At 71.6% G+C, this 22,762-nt stretch carries 19 protein-coding genes and 1 pseudogene; 12 read left to right on the top strand and 8 right to left on the bottom strand.

The window, feature by feature from the left end; all coding sequences use genetic code 11:
* Positions 1-87 precede the first annotated feature (87 nt).
* Complete coding sequence (locus OG595_RS43225) at positions 88-1,338, bottom strand: MFS transporter (RefSeq protein ID WP_329282067.1); 1,251 nt, start codon at positions 1,336-1,338, stop codon at positions 88-90.
* Between the two features lie 267 nt (positions 1,339-1,605).
* Positions 1,606-2,502 (bottom strand): LysR family transcriptional regulator, encoded by an 897-nt coding sequence (locus OG595_RS43220; protein WP_329282065.1) that lies wholly within the window; start codon positions 2,500-2,502, stop codon positions 1,606-1,608.
* 98 nt (positions 2,503-2,600) lie between these two features.
* On the opposite strand from OG595_RS43220, the gene OG595_RS43215 reads away from it, so the two are divergent.
* The 4 genes from OG595_RS43215 to OG595_RS43200 all read left to right on the top strand — a co-directional run bounded on the left by OG595_RS43215 (position 2,601) and on the right by OG595_RS43200 (position 5,876).
* Positions 2,601-3,458 (top strand): alpha/beta fold hydrolase, encoded by an 858-nt coding sequence (locus OG595_RS43215; RefSeq protein WP_329282063.1) that lies wholly within the window; start codon positions 2,601-2,603, stop codon positions 3,456-3,458.
* Complete coding sequence (locus tag OG595_RS43210) at positions 3,455-4,321, top strand: LLM class flavin-dependent oxidoreductase (protein ID WP_329282061.1); 867 nt, start codon at positions 3,455-3,457, stop codon at positions 4,319-4,321. The genes OG595_RS43215 and OG595_RS43210 overlap by 4 nt, the downstream gene beginning before the upstream one ends.
* Before the next feature lie 5 nt (positions 4,322-4,326).
* Complete coding sequence (locus OG595_RS43205; protein ID WP_329282059.1) at positions 4,327-5,106, top strand: class I SAM-dependent methyltransferase; 780 nt, start codon at positions 4,327-4,329, stop codon at positions 5,104-5,106.
* 257 nt (positions 5,107-5,363) lie between these two features.
* Complete coding sequence (locus OG595_RS43200; protein WP_329282057.1) at positions 5,364-5,876, top strand: GNAT family N-acetyltransferase; 513 nt, start codon at positions 5,364-5,366, stop codon at positions 5,874-5,876.
* 101 nt (positions 5,877-5,977) lie between these two features.
* On the opposite strand, the pseudogene OG595_RS43195 reads toward OG595_RS43200, so the two are convergent.
* From OG595_RS43195 to OG595_RS43175, 5 genes and pseudogenes are all read right to left on the bottom strand, one after another.
* Positions 5,978-6,154: pseudogene (locus OG595_RS43195) on the bottom strand (fic family toxin-antitoxin system, toxin component); the annotation flags it as partial.
* 421 nt (positions 6,155-6,575) lie between these two features.
* The gene (locus tag OG595_RS43190; protein WP_329282055.1) at positions 6,576-7,814 is read right to left on the bottom strand and encodes a PP2C family protein-serine/threonine phosphatase; all 1,239 of its coding nucleotides are present in this window, start codon (positions 7,812-7,814) and stop codon (positions 6,576-6,578) included.
* A gap of 271 nt (positions 7,815-8,085) precedes the next feature.
* Entirely contained in the window at positions 8,086-8,889 is an 804-nt protein-coding gene (gene trhA / locus OG595_RS43185; RefSeq protein WP_329282053.1) for a PAQR family membrane homeostasis protein TrhA, read from the bottom strand.
* Between the two features lie 59 nt (positions 8,890-8,948).
* Positions 8,949-9,281 carry a MerR family transcriptional regulator gene (locus OG595_RS43180; RefSeq protein WP_329282051.1) on the bottom strand — a complete coding sequence of 111 codons (333 nt, stop codon included), beginning with the start codon at positions 9,279-9,281 and terminating at the stop codon, positions 8,949-8,951.
* A 497-nt stretch (positions 9,282-9,778) separates the two neighbouring features.
* Positions 9,779-10,201 (bottom strand): ATP-binding protein, encoded by a 423-nt coding sequence (locus OG595_RS43175; protein WP_443073389.1) that lies wholly within the window; start codon positions 10,199-10,201, stop codon positions 9,779-9,781.
* 331 nt (positions 10,202-10,532) lie between these two features.
* Here OG595_RS43175 and OG595_RS43170 point away from each other — a divergent pair, with 331 nt between their 5' ends.
* The gene (locus OG595_RS43170) at positions 10,533-11,708 is read left to right on the top strand and encodes a serine hydrolase domain-containing protein (RefSeq protein ID WP_329282047.1); all 1,176 of its coding nucleotides are present in this window, start codon (positions 10,533-10,535) and stop codon (positions 11,706-11,708) included.
* Positions 11,709-11,793: 85 nt separating this feature from the next.
* Here the strand turns inward: OG595_RS43170 and OG595_RS43165 are convergent, their stop codons facing one another.
* Positions 11,794-12,777: a phosphotransferase family protein gene (locus tag OG595_RS43165; protein WP_329282045.1), complete on the bottom strand. Its 984-nt coding sequence runs from the start codon at positions 12,775-12,777 to the stop codon at positions 11,794-11,796.
* A 200-nt stretch (positions 12,778-12,977) separates the two neighbouring features.
* Between OG595_RS43165 and OG595_RS43160 the strand changes: the two genes are divergently transcribed.
* The 7 genes from OG595_RS43160 (at position 12,978) to OG595_RS43130 (ending at position 22,736) form a co-directional block, all read left to right on the top strand.
* Entirely contained in the window at positions 12,978-15,080 is a 2,103-nt protein-coding gene (locus tag OG595_RS43160; RefSeq protein WP_329282043.1) for a CATRA conflict system CASPASE/TPR repeat-associated protein, read from the top strand.
* An 89-nt stretch (positions 15,081-15,169) separates the two neighbouring features.
* Positions 15,170-15,718, top strand: a complete 549-nt coding sequence (locus OG595_RS43155; protein WP_329282042.1) for a Pycsar system effector family protein — start codon at positions 15,170-15,172, stop codon at positions 15,716-15,718.
* A 224-nt stretch (positions 15,719-15,942) separates the two neighbouring features.
* A complete protein-coding gene (locus tag OG595_RS43150; RefSeq protein ID WP_329282041.1) occupies positions 15,943-17,823 on the top strand; it encodes an AAA family ATPase in 1,881 nt (626 codons plus the stop codon).
* Positions 17,820-20,177 (top strand): serine/threonine-protein kinase, encoded by a 2,358-nt coding sequence (locus OG595_RS43145; RefSeq protein ID WP_329282039.1) that lies wholly within the window; start codon positions 17,820-17,822, stop codon positions 20,175-20,177. The genes OG595_RS43150 and OG595_RS43145 overlap by 4 nt, the downstream gene beginning before the upstream one ends.
* Positions 20,174-21,499, top strand: a complete 1,326-nt coding sequence (locus tag OG595_RS43140; RefSeq protein WP_329282037.1) for a hypothetical protein — start codon at positions 20,174-20,176, stop codon at positions 21,497-21,499. The genes OG595_RS43145 and OG595_RS43140 overlap by 4 nt, the downstream gene beginning before the upstream one ends.
* Positions 21,496-22,185: a 4Fe-4S cluster-binding domain-containing protein gene (locus tag OG595_RS43135; RefSeq protein ID WP_329282035.1), complete on the top strand. Its 690-nt coding sequence runs from the start codon at positions 21,496-21,498 to the stop codon at positions 22,183-22,185. The genes OG595_RS43140 and OG595_RS43135 overlap by 4 nt, the downstream gene beginning before the upstream one ends.
* A complete protein-coding gene (locus OG595_RS43130; RefSeq protein ID WP_329282033.1) occupies positions 22,173-22,736 on the top strand; it encodes an FHA domain-containing protein in 564 nt (187 codons plus the stop codon). Before OG595_RS43135 ends, OG595_RS43130 begins: the two co-directional genes overlap by 13 nt.
* Positions 22,737-22,762 lie beyond the last annotated feature (26 nt).

The raw sequence follows: 22,762 nt of genomic DNA, 5'->3' as shown, positions 1-22,762 counted from the left end.
CAAGGCCGACCGGCGAGCGCCGCCACCGTCCAACGGCAGGCGGACGAGGTCCCCCCGACACTCGGGGAGAGCTCCTCCGCGACGTCTTCAGGAAATGGGCCGATGACTGGCCTCGACGGACTGATCCGCGTCTGTTCCTGTCCTGGGAAGCGGTGCGCCGGAACGGGTGGCGTGCATCAGCGCGAGTGCCGTCAGCGGAACGAGAGTGAGCGCGGCGGCAACCGTACCGACCAGCGGTGGCCCTGCCTGCCGCAGTGATGAGGTCAGGGCGACGCCCGCCACTCCGGAGCCGATGGCGATCCCCACGTTGGACGCCGAACTACCCAGCGCGGAGGCCAGCGTGGGCGCGGAACCGGCGAAGCGCATGATCAGCGCACCGAGCACCGGGGCCGCGGCGAAACCCGTCACACCCATGGCCGTCACCAGCACTACGGTCGCCACCGGGCTCGTGGAGAGAAACACCAGCAGGAACAGGACCAGCGTGCTCGCGGCGGCGGCCGTGATGAGCGTGGCGAGCGGCCGACGGTCACCCAGGCGTCCACCGACCGTGGTGCCCAGCAGGGCGCCCAGGCCGTAACCGGTCAGGACCAGGGGCACCGCCCATGCAGGAATCCCGGCACGCTCGGTGAGCAGGGGCGAGATGTAGGTGTACGTCGCCAGAACACCTCCCAGGAGCAGGGCGGTCGCGGTCAGCGCCAGCCAGACCCGGCCCTGACGCAGCACGGCGAGCTCGGCCCGGACAGACCGCGTCTCGCGCCGCTCCTCGTCAGGAATGAACCGGCCGATGACCGCCGCGGCACCGGCCGACAGGGCGGCCAGCACCCAGAACGGCCCTCGCCAGTCCGACACCTGGCCCAACCATGAGCCCAGCGGAACGCCGGCGACATTGGCCAGGGTCATTCCCCCCAGCAGCAGGCCCAGGGCCCGCGAAGTCGACGCGTGCCCCGCCGCGGTCGTCGCCACAACGGCCCCGACGCACCAGAAGGCACCAGTGGCCAGTGCGGTCACCGACCGGGCGGCGAGCACGACCGCGAAAGACGAACTGAGCGCGGCGGCCACATGGCCGACGGCGAAGACGACGAGCGCGAGAACCAGCGTGGACCGCCGCGGCAGACGCAACGTCGCGATCGCCATCACAGGCGCCCCGACGATCATGCCCACCGCGAACACCGTGATCAGCAGGCCCGCATGAGCCACGCTGACGCCCAGATCGTCGCCGATCCCGGGCAGCAGGCCCGCGATGACGAATTCGGTGGTGCCCATCAGAAAGGTCCCGGCGGCCAGCACCAGAACGACAAAGGGAAGCTTGCTGGACCGATCGCGGGTCGACAGTGGCATATGGCGGAGTTCTCTTCCAGAGCGGAGTGCGAAGACCCGCGAGCAGTACGGACGCCGCACAGCCTCGCACCGGATTTCCGTCCTGTGAGGGGGAGGAATCTCTCCCTTGCCGCACCTGGGAAACTGACATATCCGCAGCACCGGCCTCTCCCCATCGCGCAGCGATCGACACCGCGGGGGTCAGTGGGGGTCAGTATCGATCCGGCGACGGTGAGACTCGGGCGTGGTGTGCGGCCACACCGCCCCACTGCTCCGGCTCTCCGGTCCTCACGTGCGCCGGGCGATCCCGCCCGCGACCTCCACGGCGATCTCGATCGCTCGTGCCGCGAGTGGGGAGTGGGTTCGGTGCGCCTGCCACAGCAGGAAGATCTCGCGAGGCGGGAGTTCTGGCCTGAGTTCGTGGACGCACAGTGCCGCGTCGGAGCCGATGTCGACGCTGTGGAGGGCAAGTTGCGGCAGGATCGCCGAACCCATGCCGGCCCGCACCATCGACAGCACGGTTTCGTTGCCCGCGGTGCGGCACACGATGTGCGGCCTAACACCGCGCCGGGCGAGCGCCTGCTCCATCCGGGCCTGGTCGCAGATCGGCGGGTGCGCCACCATCGGTACGCCGTCGAGTCGGTCCGGGCTCACCGGACCGTCGGGGAAGGCCCCGCGGCGGGCCACCAACACGTAGGGATCGTCGAGCAGTTTGCGGTGTTCGACGTCGCCGGCGACGCGGCCGTCGAAGAACATCAGATCCAGCTCCTGGACTTGCGGCTGGTCGGTCTCCTCCTCGAACAGCCTGATGTCGCAGCCTGGGTGCTCGTCCCGAAGCCCGCGTACGACCAGCGGCAGGATCACGTTGGACACACTCTGGAAGGTGCCGATGTCGACCCGGCCGTCTCCGGCCTTGAACCGGTCGACTGCCGCCGCCATGGCCTGCGCCTTCGCGAGCAACTCGCGTCCGTGTGCCAGCACGACCGTGCCGAGTGGGGTGATCCGCACCGGCTTCGGTCCGCCGGGCCGGTCGAACACGGCACCGCCGACGGCTCTCTCCAAAGCCGCGATCTGCTGGCTCACCGTCGACTGGGTGTACCCGAGCCGCGCCGCCGCCCGCCCGAACGAGCCCTCATCGGCCACGGCGGCCATCGTGGCGAGATGTCGCAGTTCAACGTCGGACATGCGCCCACCATAGTCATCCATTGTCATCGCTGAACACGATTGACTTGATCGAAAACTATCGCTTTTCGCGATGAATGGTCAGGTCTAGCGTGACGTTCATGACCGATCACCTTTCGCACGGAGAACAGCCCGTCCAGATCAACGATGTCGAACTGTGCATCGAGACCTTCGGAAACCCGGCGCACCCGGCGATCCTGCTCATCGACGGTGCGAGCGCCTCGATGCTGTGGTGGGAAGCCGAGCTGTGCGAACGGATCGCGCGCGGCGACCGGTACGTGATCCGCTACGACAACCGGGACACCGGCCGGTCCACCAGCTACCCGCCGGGGCGGCCCGGCTACACGTTCACCGACCTGGCCGGGGACGCGCTCGGCATCCTGGACGCCCTGCACGTCGAGCGCGCACACATCGTCTGCCGGTCCATGGCCGGCGGAGTCGGGCTCATCGTCGGGGTGGACCACCCCGAGCGGGTGGAGTCACTGACGTTCGTCTCCACCTCCACGGGCGAGGACGGCCTCCCCCCGTCGTCGGACGAGCTCGCCGACGGCATCCCCGCCGCCCCGGACCCCGCCGATTCCGGCGCGGTGGTGGACTTCGTCGTCGCGTCGGCGAAGGCGTGCTCGGGCGGCTCGCCCCACTTCGACGAGACCGCCGTGCGCGCGCTGGTCGAACGGGACGTGGCCCGCGCCCGCGACATCGCGTCCACCCTCGTCAACCACTACGCGATGGCCTTCGACGGGTCGTCCCGCGACTTCGCCTCCCTCAAGGCACCGACGCTGGTGGTGCACGGCGACCACGACCCGGTTCTCCCGCTCCCCCACGCACACGCGCTGCGCGACGCGATTCCTGGCGCGACGCTGCTGATCCTGGAAGGGGCCGGGCACGACCTGCCGAAGCCGCTGTGGGACTCGTTCGTCCCGGCCCTGCTCCAGCACACCCGAGGCGGCCGGCCATGACCCGGCTGCGGTCGGCACTCTGGTTGCCGCTCTTCGACGAGCTCGCCGACCCCACGGTGGTCGCACGTCTGGGCGCCGAGGCGGAGGAGGCCGGCTGGCACGGCGTGTTCGTATGGGACCACCTGCGCTGGCGGGAGCCGGTCCGGCAGGTGGCCGACCCGTGGATCACGCTGGCCGCGATCGCCACCGCCACCGACCGCGTCCGGTTGGGCCCCATGGTCACACCTCTTTCCCGCCGCCGACCGGCCAAGGTCGCCAGGGAGACCGCCACGCTGGACCGGCTCAGCAGGGGCCGCCTCACACTCGGCGTCGGTCTCGGCAGTGATCGCTTCGCCGGCGAGCTGGCCGCGACCGGCGAGGAAGTCGATGACCGCCAGCGGGGCCGTCTGCTCGACGAGTCACTGGAGATTCTCGCCGCCGCGTGGTCCGGCAGACCGGTGCACCATAGGAGCCGGAACTTCACGGTCGACGGCATCACCTTCCTTCCCCGACCGGTTCAGCGCCCCGGCGTGCCGGTGTGGGCCGCGGGACTTCCCGGTAACGTCAAGCCCCTGCGCCGCGCCGCACAGCACGACGGTTTCGTGCCGGTCGATCTCGACCACCCGGATCAGCTCGCCGACATCGTCGCCAGCATCACGGGTCTCCGCCGGAAGACGACGGCCCCGTACGACATCGCCGTCCCCCTCCCGCCCGGTACCGATCCGGCGCCCTACGCCAGGGCGGGCGCCACGTGGTGGCTGGCGGAGTTCGCATCGGAAACAGTGTCGATGGACCAGGTGCGAGGCGTACTCCGCGACGGCCCGGCCGACCTCGGAATCGGCATCGAAGGTGACACTGACATTGGCATCGAGAGGATCCGGTGACGGTGATGTCCGACCTTTTTGACTACGACGCGGAATTGCGCCTGCACAACGAACTCTTCCGCGCCGCTGCCCGCGTCGGACCTCGTGACCGTGTGCTCGACATCGGCTGCGGCAGCGGACAGTCCACCCGCGAGGCCGCCCGCGCCGCCATCGCCGGGAGCGCGCTGGGCGTCGACGTCTCCGCGCCGATGCTCGAACGGGCCCGCCTGCTCAGTGACGACCAGGGACTGGCAAACGTCACCTACCAGCAGGCGGACGCCCAGGTTCACCGCTTTCCAGAGGCGCGTTTCGACCTCTGTATCAGCAGGTTCGGAACGATGTTCTTCGCCGACCCGGTCGCCGCGTTCGCCAACATCGGGCGCGCTCTCCGCCCGGGGGCGCGCCTGGTGCTGCTGGTCTGGCAGGAGCGCGAGCGCAATGAGTGGGCCACCGCGATCCGCCGGACCCTCACCTCCGCCGCCTCAGCATCGGCTGCACCCCGCGGCCCTGACCCGTTCTCGCTCGCCGACCCCACCGTCACGGAGGGGATCCTGACGGCGGCCGGCTTCACGGACGTCGGTTTCGCCGACGTGCACGAGCCCGTCTACTACGGCCCGGACAGCGCCAGCGCCTTCGACGCCGTGCTCCGCCTGTGGGAATTCAAAGACCTGCTTGCCACCTTCGACGCCACGGCCGCCGAGCAGGCACGCACACGACTACGCGCCACCCTCGACGCCCACAACACCGACGGCGGCGTCTACTTCGACTCGCGTGCCTGGATCGTCACAGCCCGCCGTCCTGATTGACCACTGCCCGGCAGCAACTGGTCGGAGCATCCTCGGCTCGGCGGCAAGCAGAGCTCCCTGCGGTGGCCGGTCAGGGCTCGCGCCGGCCGGCGGTCAAGCACCGCCGAACCGCGCAAGCAGCTGCCGTAGCCAGGGAGGCGCACACCAAGGGCCGCACCCACATCTCGGCACGTCCGGGAACGACGTCCCCGAAGGACACCCGCGCCTGCTTTCTGCTTCCTGGACGAGTGGATCCGAAGTCGGGGATGATCAGGGGTATGCGGACGGTCCTGCACGGAGCACGGGTGACGCTTCGGCCGGCGACGGTGGACGACATCCCGGCTCTGGCCGCGATCCGGAGCACACCTGAGGTGTACGCGCGTTGGCCGGGTGGCGACGACCTGACGGCCGCCGTGACCGAGGAGCTCGAAGATCCCGGGGCCCGGACCTACGCGGTAGAGCACGACGGCCGGGTGGTCGGCGCTGTCCAGTGGGGAGCCGAGGACGAGCCGGACTACCGGCATGCCAACATCGACATCTATCTCGACCCGGCGGTGCACGGGCGCGGTCTCGGCACTGACACGGTCCGCACCCTGGCACGTCACCTGATCGATGATCACGGATACCGCCGACTGGTCATCGATCCGGCAGCGGACAATGCCGCCGCCATCCGGTGCTACCGCAAGGTCGGTTTCCGCCCGGTGGGCGTCATGCGGCAGTACGAGCGCGGCGCGGACGGCAGCTGGCACGACGGGCTGCTGATGGACCTGCTGGCGGACGAACTGGAGTAGGCCTCGCGCTCGGCTCCGCGACGCGGGCGACAACCCGTACCGCGTGACTGAACCGACGTGCGCGGAGGCGACAGGCATCCGGTCCGTGATCAGGGTTTCCACGTGCGCACCAGGGCGGCACGGGCGTAGGGACCGTCGTAGACAGGCGTGTCGAGGAGTTCGCCACGGTGGCGGTCGACTGCGGCGATGGGGACGCCGTAGTCGACCGCGGCCGGATCGCCGTCACCGGCCCGTTGCGCCACGTCGACGATCCAGGATTCGTCGACGTGCAGGATCACGCAGCGGCGCCCGGCCGCGGCTCGTCGTACGGGGTGTCGAGCTGCCGCTCCAGACCGTCGAGGAACCTGCCGTGCTCGTCGATGAGCCGCTGGGCCGCGTCCGTACCGGCTGCACGGGCGCCGGTGGTGTCCTCAGTGATTCCGGACGGCGGGCGCGCTGGTCCCGGCAGGCGTTCGCACGCGGGCCACCGGCGACCTCACCGATACCGGCGGCCTGCACGTGGGATGGACGCGTCCGCATGCCTGTCGGCTCGCGGGAGCAGCCCGGCACAGGACACGGCAGGCGGCCCGGGGGCCGGGGGCCGGGGGCCGGGCCTCAAGCCGGTGGAAGTCCGCGCGGAACGCCTGTCGCGGCAGCAGGCGCAAGCCTGCTCAGGCACATTCGCTGCCTTGCCGGTTCTCGCCCCGCATGTGCCCGGAGTCATCGCCCAGGAGTGGTCCGTCCCGTTCTTGACGCTCGTGAGGCGTCGGTGAGGTCGGCTCCGGTGGCGGCGTCACGATGGGACTGGCCGGTGCCGTGCCAGTCCAGGCACATGACGGTCGCGTCGTCCTGCAGGTGACCGTCGTTGGCGTCGATGATCGCCGCGATGAGGGTGCGGGAAGCCTCGCGTGGATGCAGGGCGCGGGTGCGCACGATCAGGTCGGACAGATCGAGGCGGCCCGCGTTGCGCTCCAGCATGCCGTCGGTCAGCATCACCAGCCGGTCGCCCGGCCGCAGGTCCAGCGACTGGACCTGGTAGGTGTGCGGGATGGGGAAACCGAACGGCGTGTCGATCTTCGGGGTGATCTCCTGCACCTGTCCGTCTCTCATCCGCAGCGGCCAGGGGTGTCCGGCGTTGATGAACTCGGTCTCGCCGTCGATCAGGCTGATGCGCAGGAGTTGGCCGGTGACGTATCCCTGGCGGCCGTGTTCGCGCATGGCCTGGTCGGCCTGGTGGGCCTGTTCGGCGAGGTCGGCACCGGCTCGCCGTGCCCGGCGCAGGGCGCTCACCAGGAGGGTGGCCAGCAGCGCGGCGTCGACGTCGTGCCCCATGGCGTCGGTGACGGAGAGCTGGACGCTGTCCCGGTCGACGACGTAGTCGAAGGTGTCACCCCCGACGTGGTCGGCCGGCTCCAGCGCCCCGGCGACCGCGAACTGCGCGGCCTCGCACGCCAGCGAGGCCGGGAGGAGCCTGTGCTGGATCTCCGCGGCCAGGCTCAGTGGGGTGGTGCGGCGGCCCCACTGGTACACGTCCGTGTAGGACCGGTTCGCGATGACGATGTACGCCAGCGCGTGCGCGGTCTCGCCGATCTCCCGCATCACCTCCTCGTCCGGCGCCGTGGGCAGGAACAGTTCGAGGAGCCCGATGGTGTCCCCGCGGTTGGTCACCGGGGCGACGACACGCACCAGCGCGTCCTCGCCCCTGTCCTCCAGGCTCGGCCTTTGGGTGCGGATCACGTCGTCGTACAGGGTGCCCTTCAGCGTGATCCGCCGGGCGGGTTCATCGGTGTCGACACTGCCCGCCACCCCCAGCCGTACGACCGAGCTGCCGGTGAAGTCCATGATGAGGAACGACACCGACACGGCTCCGAGTTGCTCCCTGAGCAGGCGCGCGACCACGTCGAGCGACTCCACCGGCGCCGCGGCCTCCGCCGCCTCCAGCATCCCCACGAGAGTCATCTCCCCGCCGGGGCGACTCTCGCCCCCGGGAAGGCGAGAGGCCTGCCCGCCGTCCGGCCCTCTTGCGGTCACAGCGACTCCTTGATTGCTCCATGACGCTCGGGGCGCCGCCCCGTATGCGCGAAAGACCTGTGCCAAGTCCGGTGCCGGACAGGTCACATTGCATCACGGGACGCGGGGCCGGCTCCGCCCGCCGGCCGCTGCCCGGCCATGTGCGGCCAGGGCCCTGCCGGGCCCGGGTCCTCTGCGCTTCGGCACGCAACGGACACCGTCAGGTGACCGCGAGGAGGATGGCGGTGTAGTGCGCGGTGAAGGCGGCGATGGTCAGGGCGTGGAAGACCTCGTGGAAGCCGAACCAGGCAGGTGAGGGGTCGGGGCGCTTGAGTCCGTAGACGACCGCGCCCGCGGTGTAGAGCAGTCCGCCGGCGATGACGAGCAGGACCACCGTGATGCCGCCGGTGCGCGCGAAGTCGGGCAGGTTGAAGACGGCCACCCAGCCCAGGGCGATGTAGCACGGGGTGTACAGCCAGCGGGGAGCCCCGATCCACAGGACGCGGAAGGCGATGCCGGCCAGGGCCCCCGCCCACACCACGGTGAGCAGCACCACCTGTCGTCGCTCGGGCAGCAGCAGTACCGCCAGCGGGGTATAGGTACCGGCGATGATCAGGAAGATGTTCGCGTGGTCCAGGCGCCGCAGTACCGCTTCCCCTCGCGGGCCCCACGTTCCGCGGTGGTAGACCGCACTGGTGCCGAACAGCAGGCTGGCCGACACCGCGTACACCGAGCAGGCCGCCACTGACGCCGCCGAGCGTGAAACGGCGATCAGGACGATGCCGCCGACCAGCGCGAGCGGGAACACTCCGGCGTGCAGCCAGCCTCGCATCCTCGGCTTCAGCGCAGCAGCCGCGCGCTCCACCCCGGCTTCCAGGCTCGCGGCTGCCTGCCCGCCGGTCAGCCTGCCGATTGCGCCGGCAGGCGTGTCGACCGCCGGAGTGCGCTCGGAGTCGGGAGTGGGGCCGTGACCGGGCCGGGACTCTCGTCCCTGGGCCGGCGGCTCGGTGTCTTCGGCGATCATGCGCTCATATTCTGGCGTTGTCGGATGGGTCGGCCCGGGGCGTCTCCGCGGGGCGGGTGTCAGGCACGGGCAGTGTGCCGGGATGCGGCGCGGCGGTATTCGGCGTTGATGCGCTGGGCTTCCTCAAGCTGGTCTTCGAGGATGATGATGCGGCAGGCGGCCTCGATGGGGGTCCCCTGGTCGACGAGTTCCCGGGCTCGGGCAGCGATCCGCAGCTGGTAGCGGGAGTAGCGCCGGTGTCCGCCCTCGGAGCGCAGCGGAGTGATGAGTCGGGCCTCGCCGATGGCGCGGAGGAAGCCCTGTGTGGTGCCGAGCATCTCGGCGGCTCGGCCCATGGTGTAGGCGGGGTAGTCATCGTCGTCGATACGGCCGTAGGAATCCCCTGCTGTCACGTACACCTCTCGGTCGATTACGTCGAACGCGTGGAGGGGCCCTGGCGCCGTGCGGCGCCAGGGCCCGAAGGAACTGCTACACCATCTGCCGGCCCTCGTCCTGCACCGGCCTTCTGTCTCCGCGGACCCGACCGTGATTCTGCCGGGGAGCCGGGTAAGGGGATCGCGTTTGCTCGACCGGAGACCACCTCACTGTCGATGTCCTGCGGTACCCGGGTTCATGGCTTCGGCCCGGGCGATCCTGATGGGGCGCTCGGCTCCTTCGTTCCTCCCTTGGTGATCAGCTGCCTGCCGAACGGGAACTGCGTACCGCTGAGGGGGATGCGAACGGCAACTGCACTGCTCCTGCCCGCCAGTTCGTGTCTGCCGGGCCCTGCTGTCTCTCTGGGTTACGAGAGAAACCATAGCTACAGCACTGATCTATGTCTACTCTCGCCAACATAGATTTTCGTGTACGGGTGCCGAAGTATGGGCCCGCGGAAACGCGCCCTGCCGCGTCAGGCCGGAGGAGGTCGTGACTGTTCTCCCGGCTCGGACAGGGCGATGCGGGCCGTGATGCGTTTGCCGGCCGCCTCCTGCTCGATGAACAGGTCCTCGGAGACGGCCTTGACGATCTCCAGTCCGTGCTGGCCGATCCTGCCGGGATCGGCACCCCGGGCCGCGGGCACGGTGGGTTCGCTGTCCCACACGACGACGTCCACGGCGTGGGTGTTGACGCGCAGTTCCAGCAGAACGGGGCCGGGAGCGAATTTGCGGGCGTTGGTGACCAGCTCGCTGACCACCAGCTGGACGAAATCCCTCACGTGTGCGGCTACGGGCAGGTGGTGGTCGGCGCAGGCTCGGTCGAGAAAGGCGACGGCGTGGTGGCGGGCATCGGCGATGCAGCCGCCTTCCCCGCCCAGGGCGTAGCCGACGCGCATCAGGTACGCGTTCGGCGCCGTACAGGCGTCACTGCCGGAATGACATCCCACGTGTTCGCCCTCACTCCCCCGTTCACACATGCCAGTACCCGCGACGGCGTCATGCATGCCACCAGGGCTGTCGTCCGGGGTCGCGCACCAGGCGAAGCGGCGCCCGGTGCCGGACATCCACCGCACTCCGGCCTGCCGGGGCGCGAGGCCGCCCGGGCGGTGTCCCGCCGAGGACACCGTCAATCGCCCGCTCGGCCGTATGCAGCAGCGACACGGGCGACCGGGCGCCACGCAGCCGATGCTGGGCGTGCCTCTCCCCCAGCCCGTCCGAGGAGTTCCCATGCCGTTGCCCCGTCCCACCCACCTGCGTCTGCCGGTCGGCGCCGTGCTGGCCGGCGCCTGTGTCGCAGCCCTGGTGTCCGCCCCCGCCGGAGCCGAATCGCCCAGCTCCACCACGGACCGCGCGCTGCGGAGCCAGCTCGAACAACTGGTCCGCGCTCCGGGCGGCCCACCCGGCGTCATCGCCGTGCTCCAGCGAGGAGAGTCACGCCGGATCCTGCGGGCCGGAGTCGCCGACCTCGAAACAGGCAGGCCGGTCGAGGCGACCGACCACATGCGTATCGCCAGTACGGCGAAGGCGTTCAGCGGCGCCGTGGCACTGCGCCTCGTGGACCGGGGCCCGCTCGGCCTCGATGACACCATCGGCCGACGGCTGCCCGCGCTCCCCCGGGCCTGGCACGCGGTGACCCTGCGCGAGCTCCTGACCCACACCAGCGGCCTGCCGGACTTCAGCCGCAGTCCTGACTTCATCAGGGTCCTCACGGCCGATCTGCACCATCGCTTCGACTCCCGGCGGCTGCTCGACTTCGTGGCCGGAGAGCCACTGCTGTTCCGCCCCGGTTCGCGGTACCAGTACTCCAACTCGGACAACATCGCCGTCGCCCTGATGGCCGAGGCGGTGACCGGGAAGCGCTACGAGGAGCTGCTGCGGCAGTTGGTGTACCGTCCGCTCGGCCTGCGCGGCACGAGCCTCCCCCAGGGCTTCGAGCTGCCGGAACCGTACATGCGCGGCTACGACGTCCCCGTCCGGCCGCCGGCCGCGCCGGAGGACGTCAGCGAGCTGATCGGCGCGTCGGGGGTGTGGGCGTCGGGCGGAATCGTCTCCACTCCGAGGGACATGACCAGGTTCGTCCGCGGTTACGCGGGCGGCGCGCTGATCTCCCGGGCGACACTGCGTGAGCAGCGGCGTTGGGTCGACGGCGCCTCGGAACCGGCGGGCCCCGGCAGGAACGAGGCGGGGGCGGCGATCTTCCGTTACACCACGAGATGCGGAGTGGTGCTCGGCCACACGGGAAACACGCCGGGCTACACCCAGCTGATCGCCGCGACACCGGACGGAGAGCGGTCGCTGACGTTCTCGCTCACCACGCAGGTGAACGAGGCGACGAAGCCGCAGCTCCTGGAGAAGCTGCGCGAGGTGGAGGAGAACTTCGTTTGCGCGCTGCTCCGGAAGTGACCGCGTCCGACCACTGCCTGAAGTCCTCGCACCCGCCCCTTCAACTGCTCCGAGGTCCGGGATTCCACTGGCCGGTGGCCAGGGTTCAGGCGTAGCGGCCGAAGAGGGATTCGATGTATCCCTCCAGCCGTCGGGTCAGGACACCGGCGGTCAGATCGGTGCGGCCCAGTTCACGCCAGGGGACCGCGACCTTCTCCGCGTCCGGGGCGAATCCCAGCGCGTCCAGCAGCCGCCAGTAAAGATGGGCGCTGTCGTCTTCGGCCAGGGTTCCTCCCGCGACGACGTAGCGATCGGCGAAAGCCATGCCTGCGGGAACACCGTGCAGCAGCGCGAGAGCCGTCGAGCAATGTGCCACGTCCAGGTCGGCCGGCCCCCACGAGGTCTCCACCCAGTCGACGACACCGCTGATGCGGAGGTCGTCGCCGGTGCCTGTGAAGAGGACGTTGCCGGGATGGAAGTCCCGGTGCAGGAAGCAACCACGCCAGGCCGGGGGCTCCCGGCGGATGACGTCGACAGCGCGCTGCCAGAGCCCGGGCCGCTCGGTGGCTGCGGGCGGAACCACTCGTTCGGGAGAGGTCCAGGCCTGATAGGCACGGGGCCGTTGCTCCTCGGTCACCCGCAGTCGATGGATACGCACCAACTGCCGGGCCAGCAGTTCGGCGCGGTCATCGGCGCCCTGTTCGTCCAGTCGGACGGTCCCCGGCAGCAGGGACATCAGCAAAGAGGGATGATCGCAGTACTGCGCGGTCGCATCCACCGCCACAGGCGTGGCCGCAGGCACGTCGGTGTCACCGAGCAGGCGCAGGACGGCCGCCTCCCGGGTCAGCAGGCCCTCCGCGTGCTGAACGAAGAAGGGCTTGACGAAGGACCGCAGGACGAGTGAGCGCCGGCCATCGGGGCCACCGAGGTCCAGGCGGCGCATCTCCGACGTCCAGCCACCGCGCAGCCGCTCCACTTCTTCGATGCGCTCGGCCTCCGGCAGCCCCTTCTCCACCCAGGAGCGCGTGGCACCCCAGCCCCGGCTGTCAGGATCCCCGTCGATGTCCCTGTTTCCCTCGCCCGAGCCCATGGGGGAAGGTTATCCGTCTGCCGGTGAGGGCGGCACAGATCGGCCGGTCGGCCGCGGATCACCAGGAGCGTGGCCTTCGCCCGCACCGACACGTTCGGGTGTTCCGGCCCGGCCGCAGGAACCGTCCGCGGCCACCTGAACGTATGGATGAGTGTCGGCACGGATACGTTACGTGACGGCCACCGTACCGAGGGGGATCAGTGACCGCTCCTGGATGGATCGACGAGGAGACTCGGACCGATGTGCTGGAAGTCCTCGGCGACCTCCTGGCATGGGAACTCACACCGCAGCGCTGGGAGCGGGTGGAGCCGATCGTCGTGTCCCTCGCCGAGGCGCTCGCGGCCGGGGACGGCGCCGCCGCCCGTGACGCCACGGCCGATCTGGAGCTGGCCGGCCCGGTAAGGGCCACCCGGCTCGGTGCCGTTCCGGTGATTCCGGTGCCGGAGCACATCCGGGACCAGGCCGACCACCTGGTGCACTCGCTCGACGCCGCCCCGCAAGGGCCCACGGGGCATGACAGCGGCTCCACGGGCCGCCCGGGAGGTGGGGATGGCGGCGCAACCCCGCAGGAACTCGTCGTCCATCTCTACGCGTCGCTCGACGGACCGTTCGCGACGGCGGGGTACCAGCAGATCCGCGGTGTGTGGGAGCGCTGCAGGGACGGGCTCGGCATGGTCGGACCGATCGCCGGCACCGGGCTCCCGGACACACTGCCGTCCGACGCCGCCACCCTGGTCCCGGGGCGGGCCGCGGCGGCCCAGGAGGATCCGGCGGCCGACTTCCAGGCTGTGGTCCGGCGCGAGCACGACGTCGTCAACCTGTCGATCGTGTTCGCGGCTCCCCTCGACACTCCGGCCAGGCGCAGACGCATCGGCTCGGCGTCGCCGCCCGGCTGGGCCGAATTCGACCGTTGGTGGACCGGTCTGGCCTCCGACGGCACCGACGCGCTCCTCGGCAGCGTACGTGTGTACCAGGCGAGGTTCCCCGGGTCGGCCACCCCACCGCTCCACCTCGCCGCCGACGAGGTCGAGCGCGCTCTCTCCCATGCCGGTCACGTCCCCGGCTGGGGGCAGCGGGGGTGGACCACCGAGCGGGGATTCGCCGTGTGGGAGTTGTCGCGGGACGACGTCGGTCCCGCGCGGAGCCTCGTCGTTCTTGCTCCGGAGGACCAGCAGGCCCGGCTCAGCGCCTGGACATGGAGTCAGGGACAGCCCGCCATGCCCCTGTTGGCCCGCTATCTGATGCACGCGGCGAAACTCCGCTACCAGGCGCGGGTCCGGGGCGACGGGCAGGAGATCAGCCGTTTGCGCGAGCAGGTGCACGACCGCACCGGGCGGTTGCCGGGACTGTCGCGGCAGCGCTCCGCGGACCTTGTCGCCGAACTGGCCGAGCTGCGCGGTGAGGAGGCCCGGCTGACCCTGGTCGAGGCGAACGTGCGGGACATGCTGCACACCGTACGGATTTCCGTCGACAACATGACCGGCGCGGAGCAAGGGTGCTTCGCGGCCGACCGGCGGCTCGCCGAGTGGCTGCCCCGCCAGCTCGGCCACGACGCCGAGTACCTGGCGAGCACGCGGTCACGCGCCCGGGATCTCCGGTGTCTCCTCGACCCCGAGTCGGTGACCGACGGCGCGATGCCGGTCCGTGCTCCGGCGTCAGGTCCACCGGTGCGCGGGCCGGTGGCCGATCCGTCGGTGCCGCCCTTCGTGCCGTCGCAGTCGGCCGCGCCCCCTGCTGTTCCGCGACCCGTCACCCCGCGCTTGGGGTTCGCCGTCGACGCGGAGGGATACAGCGGACGCACCTCACCCCAGCAGGACGACGTGCAGGACCGGCTCGCGCGACTCGTCCGGGAGGTCCTCGCCGGGGTGGGCCTCGCCCTGGAGGACACCGACCACCAGGGAACCGGAGACGGAATGAACGTCTTCCTGCCGCCCGGGGTGGAACTGCACCGGGCCCTGCCTCCGATCATCCGCTCCTGGAAGGACCATCTCGCCGCGGACAACGGGCGGTTCCGGGACCGCCTGAGGTTGCGGCTAGCCACGGTCGTGGGCCCGGCCGGCGTGGCCGCACTCGGGTATTCGGGGGCGACCATCGTCGAGGTCAGCCGAATGCTCAACAGCGATGTGCTCCGCGGCGCTCTTCGCGAGAACCCCCGGGCCGACTACACGGCCCTGGTCTCCGACCAGCTCTATCAGTACGTCGTCGGCGAGGGTCATCCGGGCCTGGACGCGAAGCAGTTCCAGCGCGTGCTGGTCGAGACCAAGGAGTACAGCAAGCACGCCTGGCTGTGGATCCCCGGATGACGCTCGGCACCCGGAACGGCGCAGAAGCGCGGCATACGGCATCACGACCGGTCCCACACGCGGCATCAGGAGCAGGGGGAAGGAACAGGATGAGGCCATGGGCACGACGACCGCAGGCCGCGGAGCTCCCGCCGCCCGGCGCGGACAACGCGTGGCAGGCGCTTCAGCTCGTCACCGCGTGGATCGAACACGCCGAGGCCAAGGCGGCGGTGATGCTCGCCGCGACCGGAATCGTCGGCGGCACTCTGTACAGCCTGGTCGACAGCACGCCCCGTCCGCCGGTCCCGTTCCTCATCGCCGCCGCCCTGTGCGCCCTGTTCACCCTGTGCTCGGCGATCGGCACGGGCATGGTCCTGCGCCCCCGCCGGCGCGGGACCGGCCTGCCGACGAGCCTCCTGTACTACGAGCACGTGGCCCGCGCCTACCGTTCACGTGAGGACGGCTACCCCGAGGCGCTGGCGGCGCTCCTGCGCGACGACGCCATGCTGGTCGCCGCCGTCGCCGAGCAGATATGGGCCAACGCGCACATCGCCCGCCGCAAGTACTTCTGGAGCGACGTCAGCATCATCGCGCTGTTGTCGGCCTTCGCGGCCCTGGCTCTGACCGCTGCCTTCGGCGTGCTCGACGGAGTCGCGTGAGGGGCCGGGGGCACCGGACCGGTCGCGGACCCCAGCGGGCGACGGACGTGACACGGACGGCGCGTTCAGCGTGACTTCGGGGCGCGCGACGGCGCGTGCGCGCCCCGCACAGTACTTCGCACTACCGCTCCCCCACCCTCTTCATACTAAAATCCTCCATTCCGCCCACACGTCGATACACTCGGCCCCACGACGATCACGGCAAGTGACATTCGGGGGCCAGGGTGGCGGATCTCGTCAAACCCGTCGGGCGGGGTGCGACCGACGGGCCGCCCGTCGGCGGGCAACAGCCCGCGTGGCTGCGGGAGTTGGAAACCGCCCTGCTGACCCACGCACAGGTCATGTTCTACGGCAACGTCCGGGACACCTACCTGGTGCCGGGTCCGTCGGGCTGGCGGCTCCCCGGCATCCGCGGCGGTGTGTGGTCCTGCCTGGAGCAGGCCGGCTACCGCTTCCTTGTGGTGGCCGATCCCGTGGACGGGCTCCAGGTGCTGCCCAACACACCGGAGGCCGTCGCCGCCGCACAGGATCTGGTGGGGACCCGCGTCGAGAGCGGCCAACGGACCAGCCCCGAGCGGCTGTTGCAGGCGATCCGGCGAGTGGCGGGGGCCGACGTCCGGGCGGCCGTGATGATCGACTACGCCGCCAGGCTCGTCCGGAACGTCCAGCAACTCGAACCCGACGAACACCACTTCTTCGCCGCCTGCGAGAAACTCGCCCACACCACCCGACCCTTGCGCCTGGAGGGCGAGCCCGGACAGCGCTACAACCCTGTCCTGTGGGTCGTCAACGGCGAACGGGACCTGCCCGCCTGGTTCACCGCCGACAACCCGGCGCTGCGCCGCGTCGCCCTGCCGATGCCCGATCTGGGTGACCGCCGGACCACCGCCGAAATCCTCGCCCCCACGCTCCTTCCCGCCGACCTGCCCGGGCAGCAACGCGCGGAGTACGTCCACCGGTTCGCCGCGCAGACCCAGTCGCTGACGCTGCGCAGCATGGTGGAGATCGCCAGGCTCGCGGCGGCGGGCAAGGAGGACGGGGACGGGCAGACGTCCGAGGTGATCGAGGCCGCGGCCCGGTCCTACCGGGTCGGCATCGTGGAGAACCCGTGGAGCAGACCGGTGTTGCGCGGCCAGCTCATCGACGCGCACGAGGGACTGGGCCGGCGGGTCCTGGGCCAGCCCGAGGCCGTCGCGCGTGCGCTGGACATCGTGACCCGGTCGGTGATGGGGCTGTCCGGGGCGCAGGCCTCGGCCACCGCGTCGCGGCCCCGCGGTGTGCTGTTCTTCGCCGGTCCGACCGGCGTGGGCAAGACCGAGCTGGCCAAGGCCCTGACAGAGCTGGTGTTCGGCGACGAGCGCGCCTACATCCGGTTCGACATGAGCGAGTTCGCCGCCGAACACGCCGCGGACCGCCTGATCGGCGCCCCTCCGGGCTACGTGGGGCACGACGCGGGCGGCGAGTTGACCAACTCCATCCGGCAACGCCCCTTCAGCCTGGTGCTGTTCGACGAGATCGAGAAGGCGCACCCGCGGATCCTCGACAAGTTCCTGCAGATCCTCGACGAGGGCCGGCTGACCGACGGCATGGGGTCCACGGTCTACTTCTCCGAGGCCCTCCTGGTGTTCACGTCCAACCTGGGCATGACGGCCCGCGACGCGAACGGCGTCCCACTGCTGACCCCCGACACACCGCGCGACCGGCTCGTCGCCCAGGTGACCGCCGAGATCGGGCGCCACATGTCGGAGCGGCTGAACCGGCCCGAACTGCTCAACCGGATCGGCGACAACATCGTCGTGTTCAACTTCATCGCCAAGGAGGCGGCCACCGACATCTTCGACCTGCTGGTCGACCGCATCCTGGGGCTCACACACAGGGAGTGCGGCACCGAGGTGCGGCTCGCCGCCGACGTACGCGCCCTGCTGCTGGAGCTGGCCACCGCCGACACCTCGCTCGGCGGCCGGGGCATCGGGTCGGTACTGGAGACCGCCCTGGTCAACCCGCTCGCCCGGGCCCTGTTCGCCCAGGGCGACGCGGCCCCGGCCCAGCAGACCGTCGTAGGACTGCTGCCCGCCCCCGCGGGCTGGGAGGTGGTGCTGGCATGAGCGACCGTCCCGAACCGGAGCCCCGGCGACTCCCGAGCCACGAACAGGCGCCCGCACCCACGCGGTACGACCGGGCCGACCCGCGCCGCGCCGGCCTGCCCGCTCCCTCGACGCGCGTCGAGCCCGGCCGTACCCACCGGCCCGGCGACCCGGCCCCGCTGCACCTGCTGCCGACCGCGCTGCGCGACCGGTACGAGGTGGTGGGCCACGAGGACGGGGGTGCCGAGGCCGACATCCTCATCGCCGTCGACCGCGGCGATCCCGACGGCCCGAGGGTCGTCGTCAAGACGTACCGGCGACAGCTGCCGCACGCCGACGAGATCTGGGGACACCTGCGCGGAATCCGCCACCGGCACCTGGCCCGGCTGCTGGAGGCCGGCCACTCCGACGGCAAACAGTACGAGGTCATGGAATGGGTCCCCGGCCGGCCACTGTCCGAGCTCATCCCCGGGCAGGTGCCCGCGCGGCCCTTCCCGCTCGCCCGTGTCACGGAGGCGGTCGGACAGCTCGCCGAGGCGCTGGCGATATTGCACAGCAGAGGGATCGTGCACCGCGACCTCAAGGCGGAAAACGTCATCCTGCGCGACGGGGATCCCGACGGGCCCCTCGACCTGGTGCTCATCGACTTCGGACTGAGCCGCCTGGACCACGACTACGCCTTCACCACCTTCGCCGCCGGCACCGAGCACTACCTCGCCCCGGAGCTCCTGCTGCGCGGCGGCGGGACCAGTTCCCCGGCCCGCGACTGGTGGGCACTGGGGATGATCGTCCGTGAACTCCTCACCGGTGTCCGCAACTTCACGGGCTACAGCGTCCACGCCGTGTACGAGGCCGTGGTGCTGCGCCCCGTCCAGCTCGACGCCGTCACCGACGCCCGCGCCCGGCTGCTGTGCCGGGGCCTGCTGACCGTCGACCCGGCGGACCGCTGGGGCGCCGAGCAGATCCAGGCATGGCTGCACGGCGGCAACCCGGACGTCGTGCCCGCCACCGCCCGCCAGCCGGAGCTGCCTCCGCTGGAGCTGTTCGGCCGCACCTTCCGCGACGGCACGGCACTGGCTCTGGCGCTGCGCGAGCCCGGCTTCTGGGAGTCCGTGGCCTGGTCGCTGTCCACACCACCCGACAACAGGGACAGCCTGCCGCTGTTCCACTGGCTCCGCGGCCTCGCCCTGACGCGGCAGTCGGCACCCGGAGAACTGGACCGGCTGGGCGACACGCTGGTGGACCCGGCCCTCGGCAACGACCTGAAGGTACTGCGGCTGCTGCACTGGCTGGATCCTTCGGGACAGCCAGTGTGGCGCGGCAGACCGGTGGGCCGGGAGTCCCTGGCCGCCGTCGCGGAACGGGCGGCGGCCGGTGTCACCGAGGACGTACGGGTGGTGGACGAGGCCTGGCGGTGGCGGCTGCTGCCGGAGTTCGCCCGCTTCGCGGGCAACGACAGCCTGCGCGGTGCCGACAGCACCTGGCAGGCCCACGCGGCCGCGCACCCGGCCGCCGTCGCGCGGGTGCTGGCCCGGATCCCCGCCGCCCACTACGGGCCGCCCCACGGCAACCCCCCGCCCACGGGCCGGTCCACCGCCCGGGTACTGGCACCGCTGCTGCGCCTGGCCCTCAACCCCGCGCTGGCCGACAGCCTGCGTGAGGAGTTGCGCCGGGTCTTCCGCACCGAGGTGTCACCACCACCCGTGCCCCTGCCCGGCACCCGCCCGGAGGAGTGGCAACTGCACCACTTCGCACCGGAGTGGTACACCACCGTGCGCCACGGCGAGGACACCGACCCGGTGGGGCTCGGGGTGCTCCGCGACTACGTCCCGTACGCGGTGGCCGACGCCGAACAGGAACGCGCCCGCAGGCACGCCGCGCTGGCCGAGTCCCAGCGGCGGCAACTGCACTGGGCCCAGCAGGAACAGCGCCGCATGGGCGGCAAGGCCGAGGCCCAGTGGAGCGCCGCCATGCCCGTCCTCGGCTATCTCACGCTGTTCCTGGTGGTGGGCATCCTGTGGCACGAGGCCGCGGGATCGGGGCCGCTGTTGACGTTCCTCGTCGTGGCCGGCCTGGTCACCGCCCTCGTGCAGGTGGCCCTGGAGGTGGGGCTCGCGGGCGACATCGCCGGCGAGTTCGGCCCCGAGTACCGGCTGTTCGGACAGGTCGGACACCACCTCCAGCGGGCGGCGCGGGCCAGCCGGGGGCTGCCGAACGGCTTCTTCGCACTGGCGGGCATCTCCCTCGCCGTCGCCCTCCTGCCCGTGCTGTGGCCGGTCATCGCCTGGACGCACTTCCAGACCATCAGCAGACGCCGTACGAAATGGGATCAGATGTACGCAGTGGAGCGCGCCCGGGTGCTGGGGGCGCCATGAGCGCCGAAGTGATCCTGATCGTTCCGGCCACCGTCCAGGCCGGCGCGGGCGCGGGCGCCGCCGCGGGTGGCGCGGGGGCGAGTGCGGGGGCCGCGGGAGGCGGGGTCGCGCTGCTGCCGGTGGCGGCGGTCGCGCTGCTCGGCGTTGCCGCGACCGTCGCGCTGTCCCTCGCGGTGAGTCCGGCGCTGCGTGCGGCCGGAAACCGGCTGGAGCGTGACCGGCTGGCCTGGGAACACCGCAAGGAGACCGAGGCCTGCCTGGACGCCCAGGTGGTCCGCGTCCTGGGCCGCAACGCCACTCTGCACGGCCTGCGCACGATGCCCGGCGCGGCCGGGACGGGGCTGCCGGAGCCGCTGGTACTGGCCGGGCAGTCGGCCCAGGAGCTGCGGGCGTGGTGCGACGCGGCGGACGAGGCCATCGAGCAGGCCCGGCAAATCCTGCACGCCCGTACGGTACGGGTGGTGCGCGAGGCGCTGCGGCCGATGCCCCTGCCCGCGACCGAGGTACTGGCCACGGGCAGCGGCGGGGCCACCGGCCCCGACCAGGTGGCGCTGCGGGAGCGGGCGGACCGCGAACGCCTGGTGGCCGACACCGAGCGTGCGCTGCGCCGGATGCCCGCCGAGGCGCGCGCACAGGACTGGCGCCATGTGGAGGAGGCGGCCCGCGCCGTACCTGACGCGCCCTCGGTGGCGGAGGGCCGCAACCTGCTCACCGAGCTGCGGCTGCGGATCGTGGACGCCCAGGACACGGTGCGGTCGGGCCGGGCCGACCGGCTCGATGCCGCCGTCCTCGTCCAGCCCCTCCTCGCGGACGGCCGGGCCGAGGACGAACCGTTGCGGCGCGCCCTGGAGGACGTGCTCGCCGGGGACCGTCCCCTCGATCCGAGCCTGCGTGCCGAGGCCGTCCGGGCCTGCGAGCGGGTCCGGGCCGCCGCCGAGGCCGCCTACCACGGATGGCTGGAGCGCACGCTCACCGAGGCACTGGCCGACTCCGGGTACGCCGTGGAGGACCTCGGCACGACCCGGCCCGCGGACGGCACGCTCACGGTGCGGCGCGGCGACTGGGACGGGGTCTCCGCGTATCTGCGGGTCGGGCGGCAGGGGGCGGGCGCGGCGCTGGTGGGCCGGCTGGAGGCGGAGGGAGCGGGGCCCGAGCACTACGAGGAGTGCCGGGCCGAGTGGTGCACGGACGTGGCGGCCCTGACGGACACCTTCGCGGCCAGGGGGATTCCGCTCCAGGTCACCGCCCAGGACCCGGAGCGGGCACCTCGCCGAACCAGCGCTCCGCGTTCGGCCCCGCAGGAACGGAGGCACGACGGATGACGGGCATTGCCGGCAAGCTCATGGTCAACCGCACCCACTACCCCGTCACCGTGCTCGGGTACGGAGTCCGGGCGGGCATCTGGGTGCAGGGCTGCACACTGGCGTGCCACGGCTGTCTGGCCCAAGACACCTGGCCGTCGGGCGGGCCGGAGCACGCGGTCGAGCCGTCCGAACCGGCCCGCTGGGTCCGGTCGCTGCCTGATCCGGTGGACGGGGTGACCGTCTCCGGTGGTGAGCCGTTCCAGCAGCCGGGGGCGCTGGCCGAACTGCTGGCCGAACTGCGGACCGCCCGCCCGTCCGGGCCCGGCGGGGCCGTGGACATCCTCGTCTACTCCGGCTACCCCTGGTCGCGGCTGTCCCGCGCCGCCTGGGCGCGGGACGCGCTGGCGCTGTGCGACGCGGTAGTCGCCGGGCCGTACACACGGCGCCGGGACACCGGGGCCGCGCTGCGCGGATCGGACAACCAGCGGCTCGTGCCGCTCACCGGGCTCGGCGAGGCACGGTACGGGGAGGGTGCTCGCGGGCGCTGGGAGGGCGAGCGGCCGGGGCTGCAAGTGGGCGTGGAGCACGGCCGGGTGTGGACGATCGGCATTCCCCGGCCCGGCGAACGGGACCGGTTGCGGGACTCGCTGACCGCGCGTGGCCTCTCCCCTGCCGACCCGGAGGAGGGCACATGGTGCGGATGAACTGTCCGGAGTGCCGGGCCGAGGTCGTGGAGGGCGATCTGATCTGCGGCTCCTGCTACGTCCCGTTCGTCGGCTCCCGACGACCGGTCCCGGCGCCGCAGGACGAGCCGCCCGCACCGCCGGCGGAGCCCGCGCCGCAGCAGGAGCCCGAGCCGGAGCCGTTCCCCCGCCCCACCCCGCCGCTCAGTGTCCCGCGGCCCACCACGATCGACCGGGCAGGCGTCCTCGAACTGCGCTTTCCCAACGGCAGCGTCGTCGTACGGGCGGGCCGCGAGGTGACGCTGGGCCGGGACCCGCTGCTGTGCCCCGACACGGCCGGCCGGCTCACCCGGTACGACAACGTCTCCCGCCTGCACGCCACGGTGGGGCTCGACCCGGACGGCGCGTGCTGGATCCGCGACGAGGGCTCGACCAACGGGACCTTCGTGGACGGCGAGGAGATCGGCCCCGGCGAACGCGGCCCGCTGCGCGAGGGCGCGGAACTGCGGCTCGCCTCGGACGTCACCGCCGAGGTCCACCGGCTGCCCGACAGCCCGGCGGAGGGCCGCTGACGTGGACGACCGGGAACGGTTCGGGG

The sequence above is a fragment of the Streptomyces sp. NBC_01451 genome, assembly GCF_036227485.1.
Taxonomy (GTDB): Bacteria; Actinomycetota; Actinomycetes; order Streptomycetales; family Streptomycetaceae; genus Streptomyces.
Note: the sequence above shows the minus strand (reverse complement) of the source record. Positions and strands in the feature narration are given on the sequence as shown.

What these genes read in the sequence shown, in the direction of transcription:
- OG595_RS43225 (WP_329282067.1), bottom strand. Translation starts at nt 1,338, where the DNA reads ATGCCACTGTCGACCCGCGATCGGTCCAGCAAGCTTCCCTTTGTCGTT.
- OG595_RS43220 (WP_329282065.1), bottom strand. Translation starts at nt 2,502, where the DNA reads ATGTCCGACGTTGAACTGCGACATCTCGCCACGATGGCCGCCGTGGCC.
- OG595_RS43215 (WP_329282063.1), top strand. Translation starts at nt 2,601, where the DNA reads ATGACCGATCACCTTTCGCACGGAGAACAGCCCGTCCAGATCAACGAT.
- OG595_RS43210 (WP_329282061.1), top strand. Translation starts at nt 3,455, where the DNA reads ATGACCCGGCTGCGGTCGGCACTCTGGTTGCCGCTCTTCGACGAGCTC.
- OG595_RS43205 (WP_329282059.1), top strand. Translation starts at nt 4,327, where the DNA reads ATGTCCGACCTTTTTGACTACGACGCGGAATTGCGCCTGCACAACGAA.
- OG595_RS43200 (WP_329282057.1), top strand. Translation starts at nt 5,364, where the DNA reads ATGCGGACGGTCCTGCACGGAGCACGGGTGACGCTTCGGCCGGCGACG.
- OG595_RS43190 (WP_329282055.1), bottom strand. Translation starts at nt 7,814, where the DNA reads ATGACTCTCGTGGGGATGCTGGAGGCGGCGGAGGCCGCGGCGCCGGTG.
- trhA (WP_329282053.1), bottom strand. Translation starts at nt 8,889, where the DNA reads ATGATCGCCGAAGACACCGAGCCGCCGGCCCAGGGACGAGAGTCCCGG.
- OG595_RS43175 (WP_443073389.1), bottom strand. Translation starts at nt 10,201, where the DNA reads ATGCGCGTCGGCTACGCCCTGGGCGGGGAAGGCGGCTGCATCGCCGAT.
- OG595_RS43170 (WP_329282047.1), top strand. Translation starts at nt 10,533, where the DNA reads ATGCCGTTGCCCCGTCCCACCCACCTGCGTCTGCCGGTCGGCGCCGTG.
- OG595_RS43165 (WP_329282045.1), bottom strand. Translation starts at nt 12,777, where the DNA reads ATGGGCTCGGGCGAGGGAAACAGGGACATCGACGGGGATCCTGACAGC.
- OG595_RS43155 (WP_329282042.1), top strand. Translation starts at nt 15,170, where the DNA reads ATGAGGCCATGGGCACGACGACCGCAGGCCGCGGAGCTCCCGCCGCCC.
- OG595_RS43145 (WP_329282039.1), top strand. Translation starts at nt 17,820, where the DNA reads ATGAGCGACCGTCCCGAACCGGAGCCCCGGCGACTCCCGAGCCACGAA.
- OG595_RS43140 (WP_329282037.1), top strand. Translation starts at nt 20,174, where the DNA reads ATGAGCGCCGAAGTGATCCTGATCGTTCCGGCCACCGTCCAGGCCGGC.
- OG595_RS43135 (WP_329282035.1), top strand. Translation starts at nt 21,496, where the DNA reads ATGACGGGCATTGCCGGCAAGCTCATGGTCAACCGCACCCACTACCCC.
- OG595_RS43130 (WP_329282033.1), top strand. Translation starts at nt 22,173, where the DNA reads ATGGTGCGGATGAACTGTCCGGAGTGCCGGGCCGAGGTCGTGGAGGGC.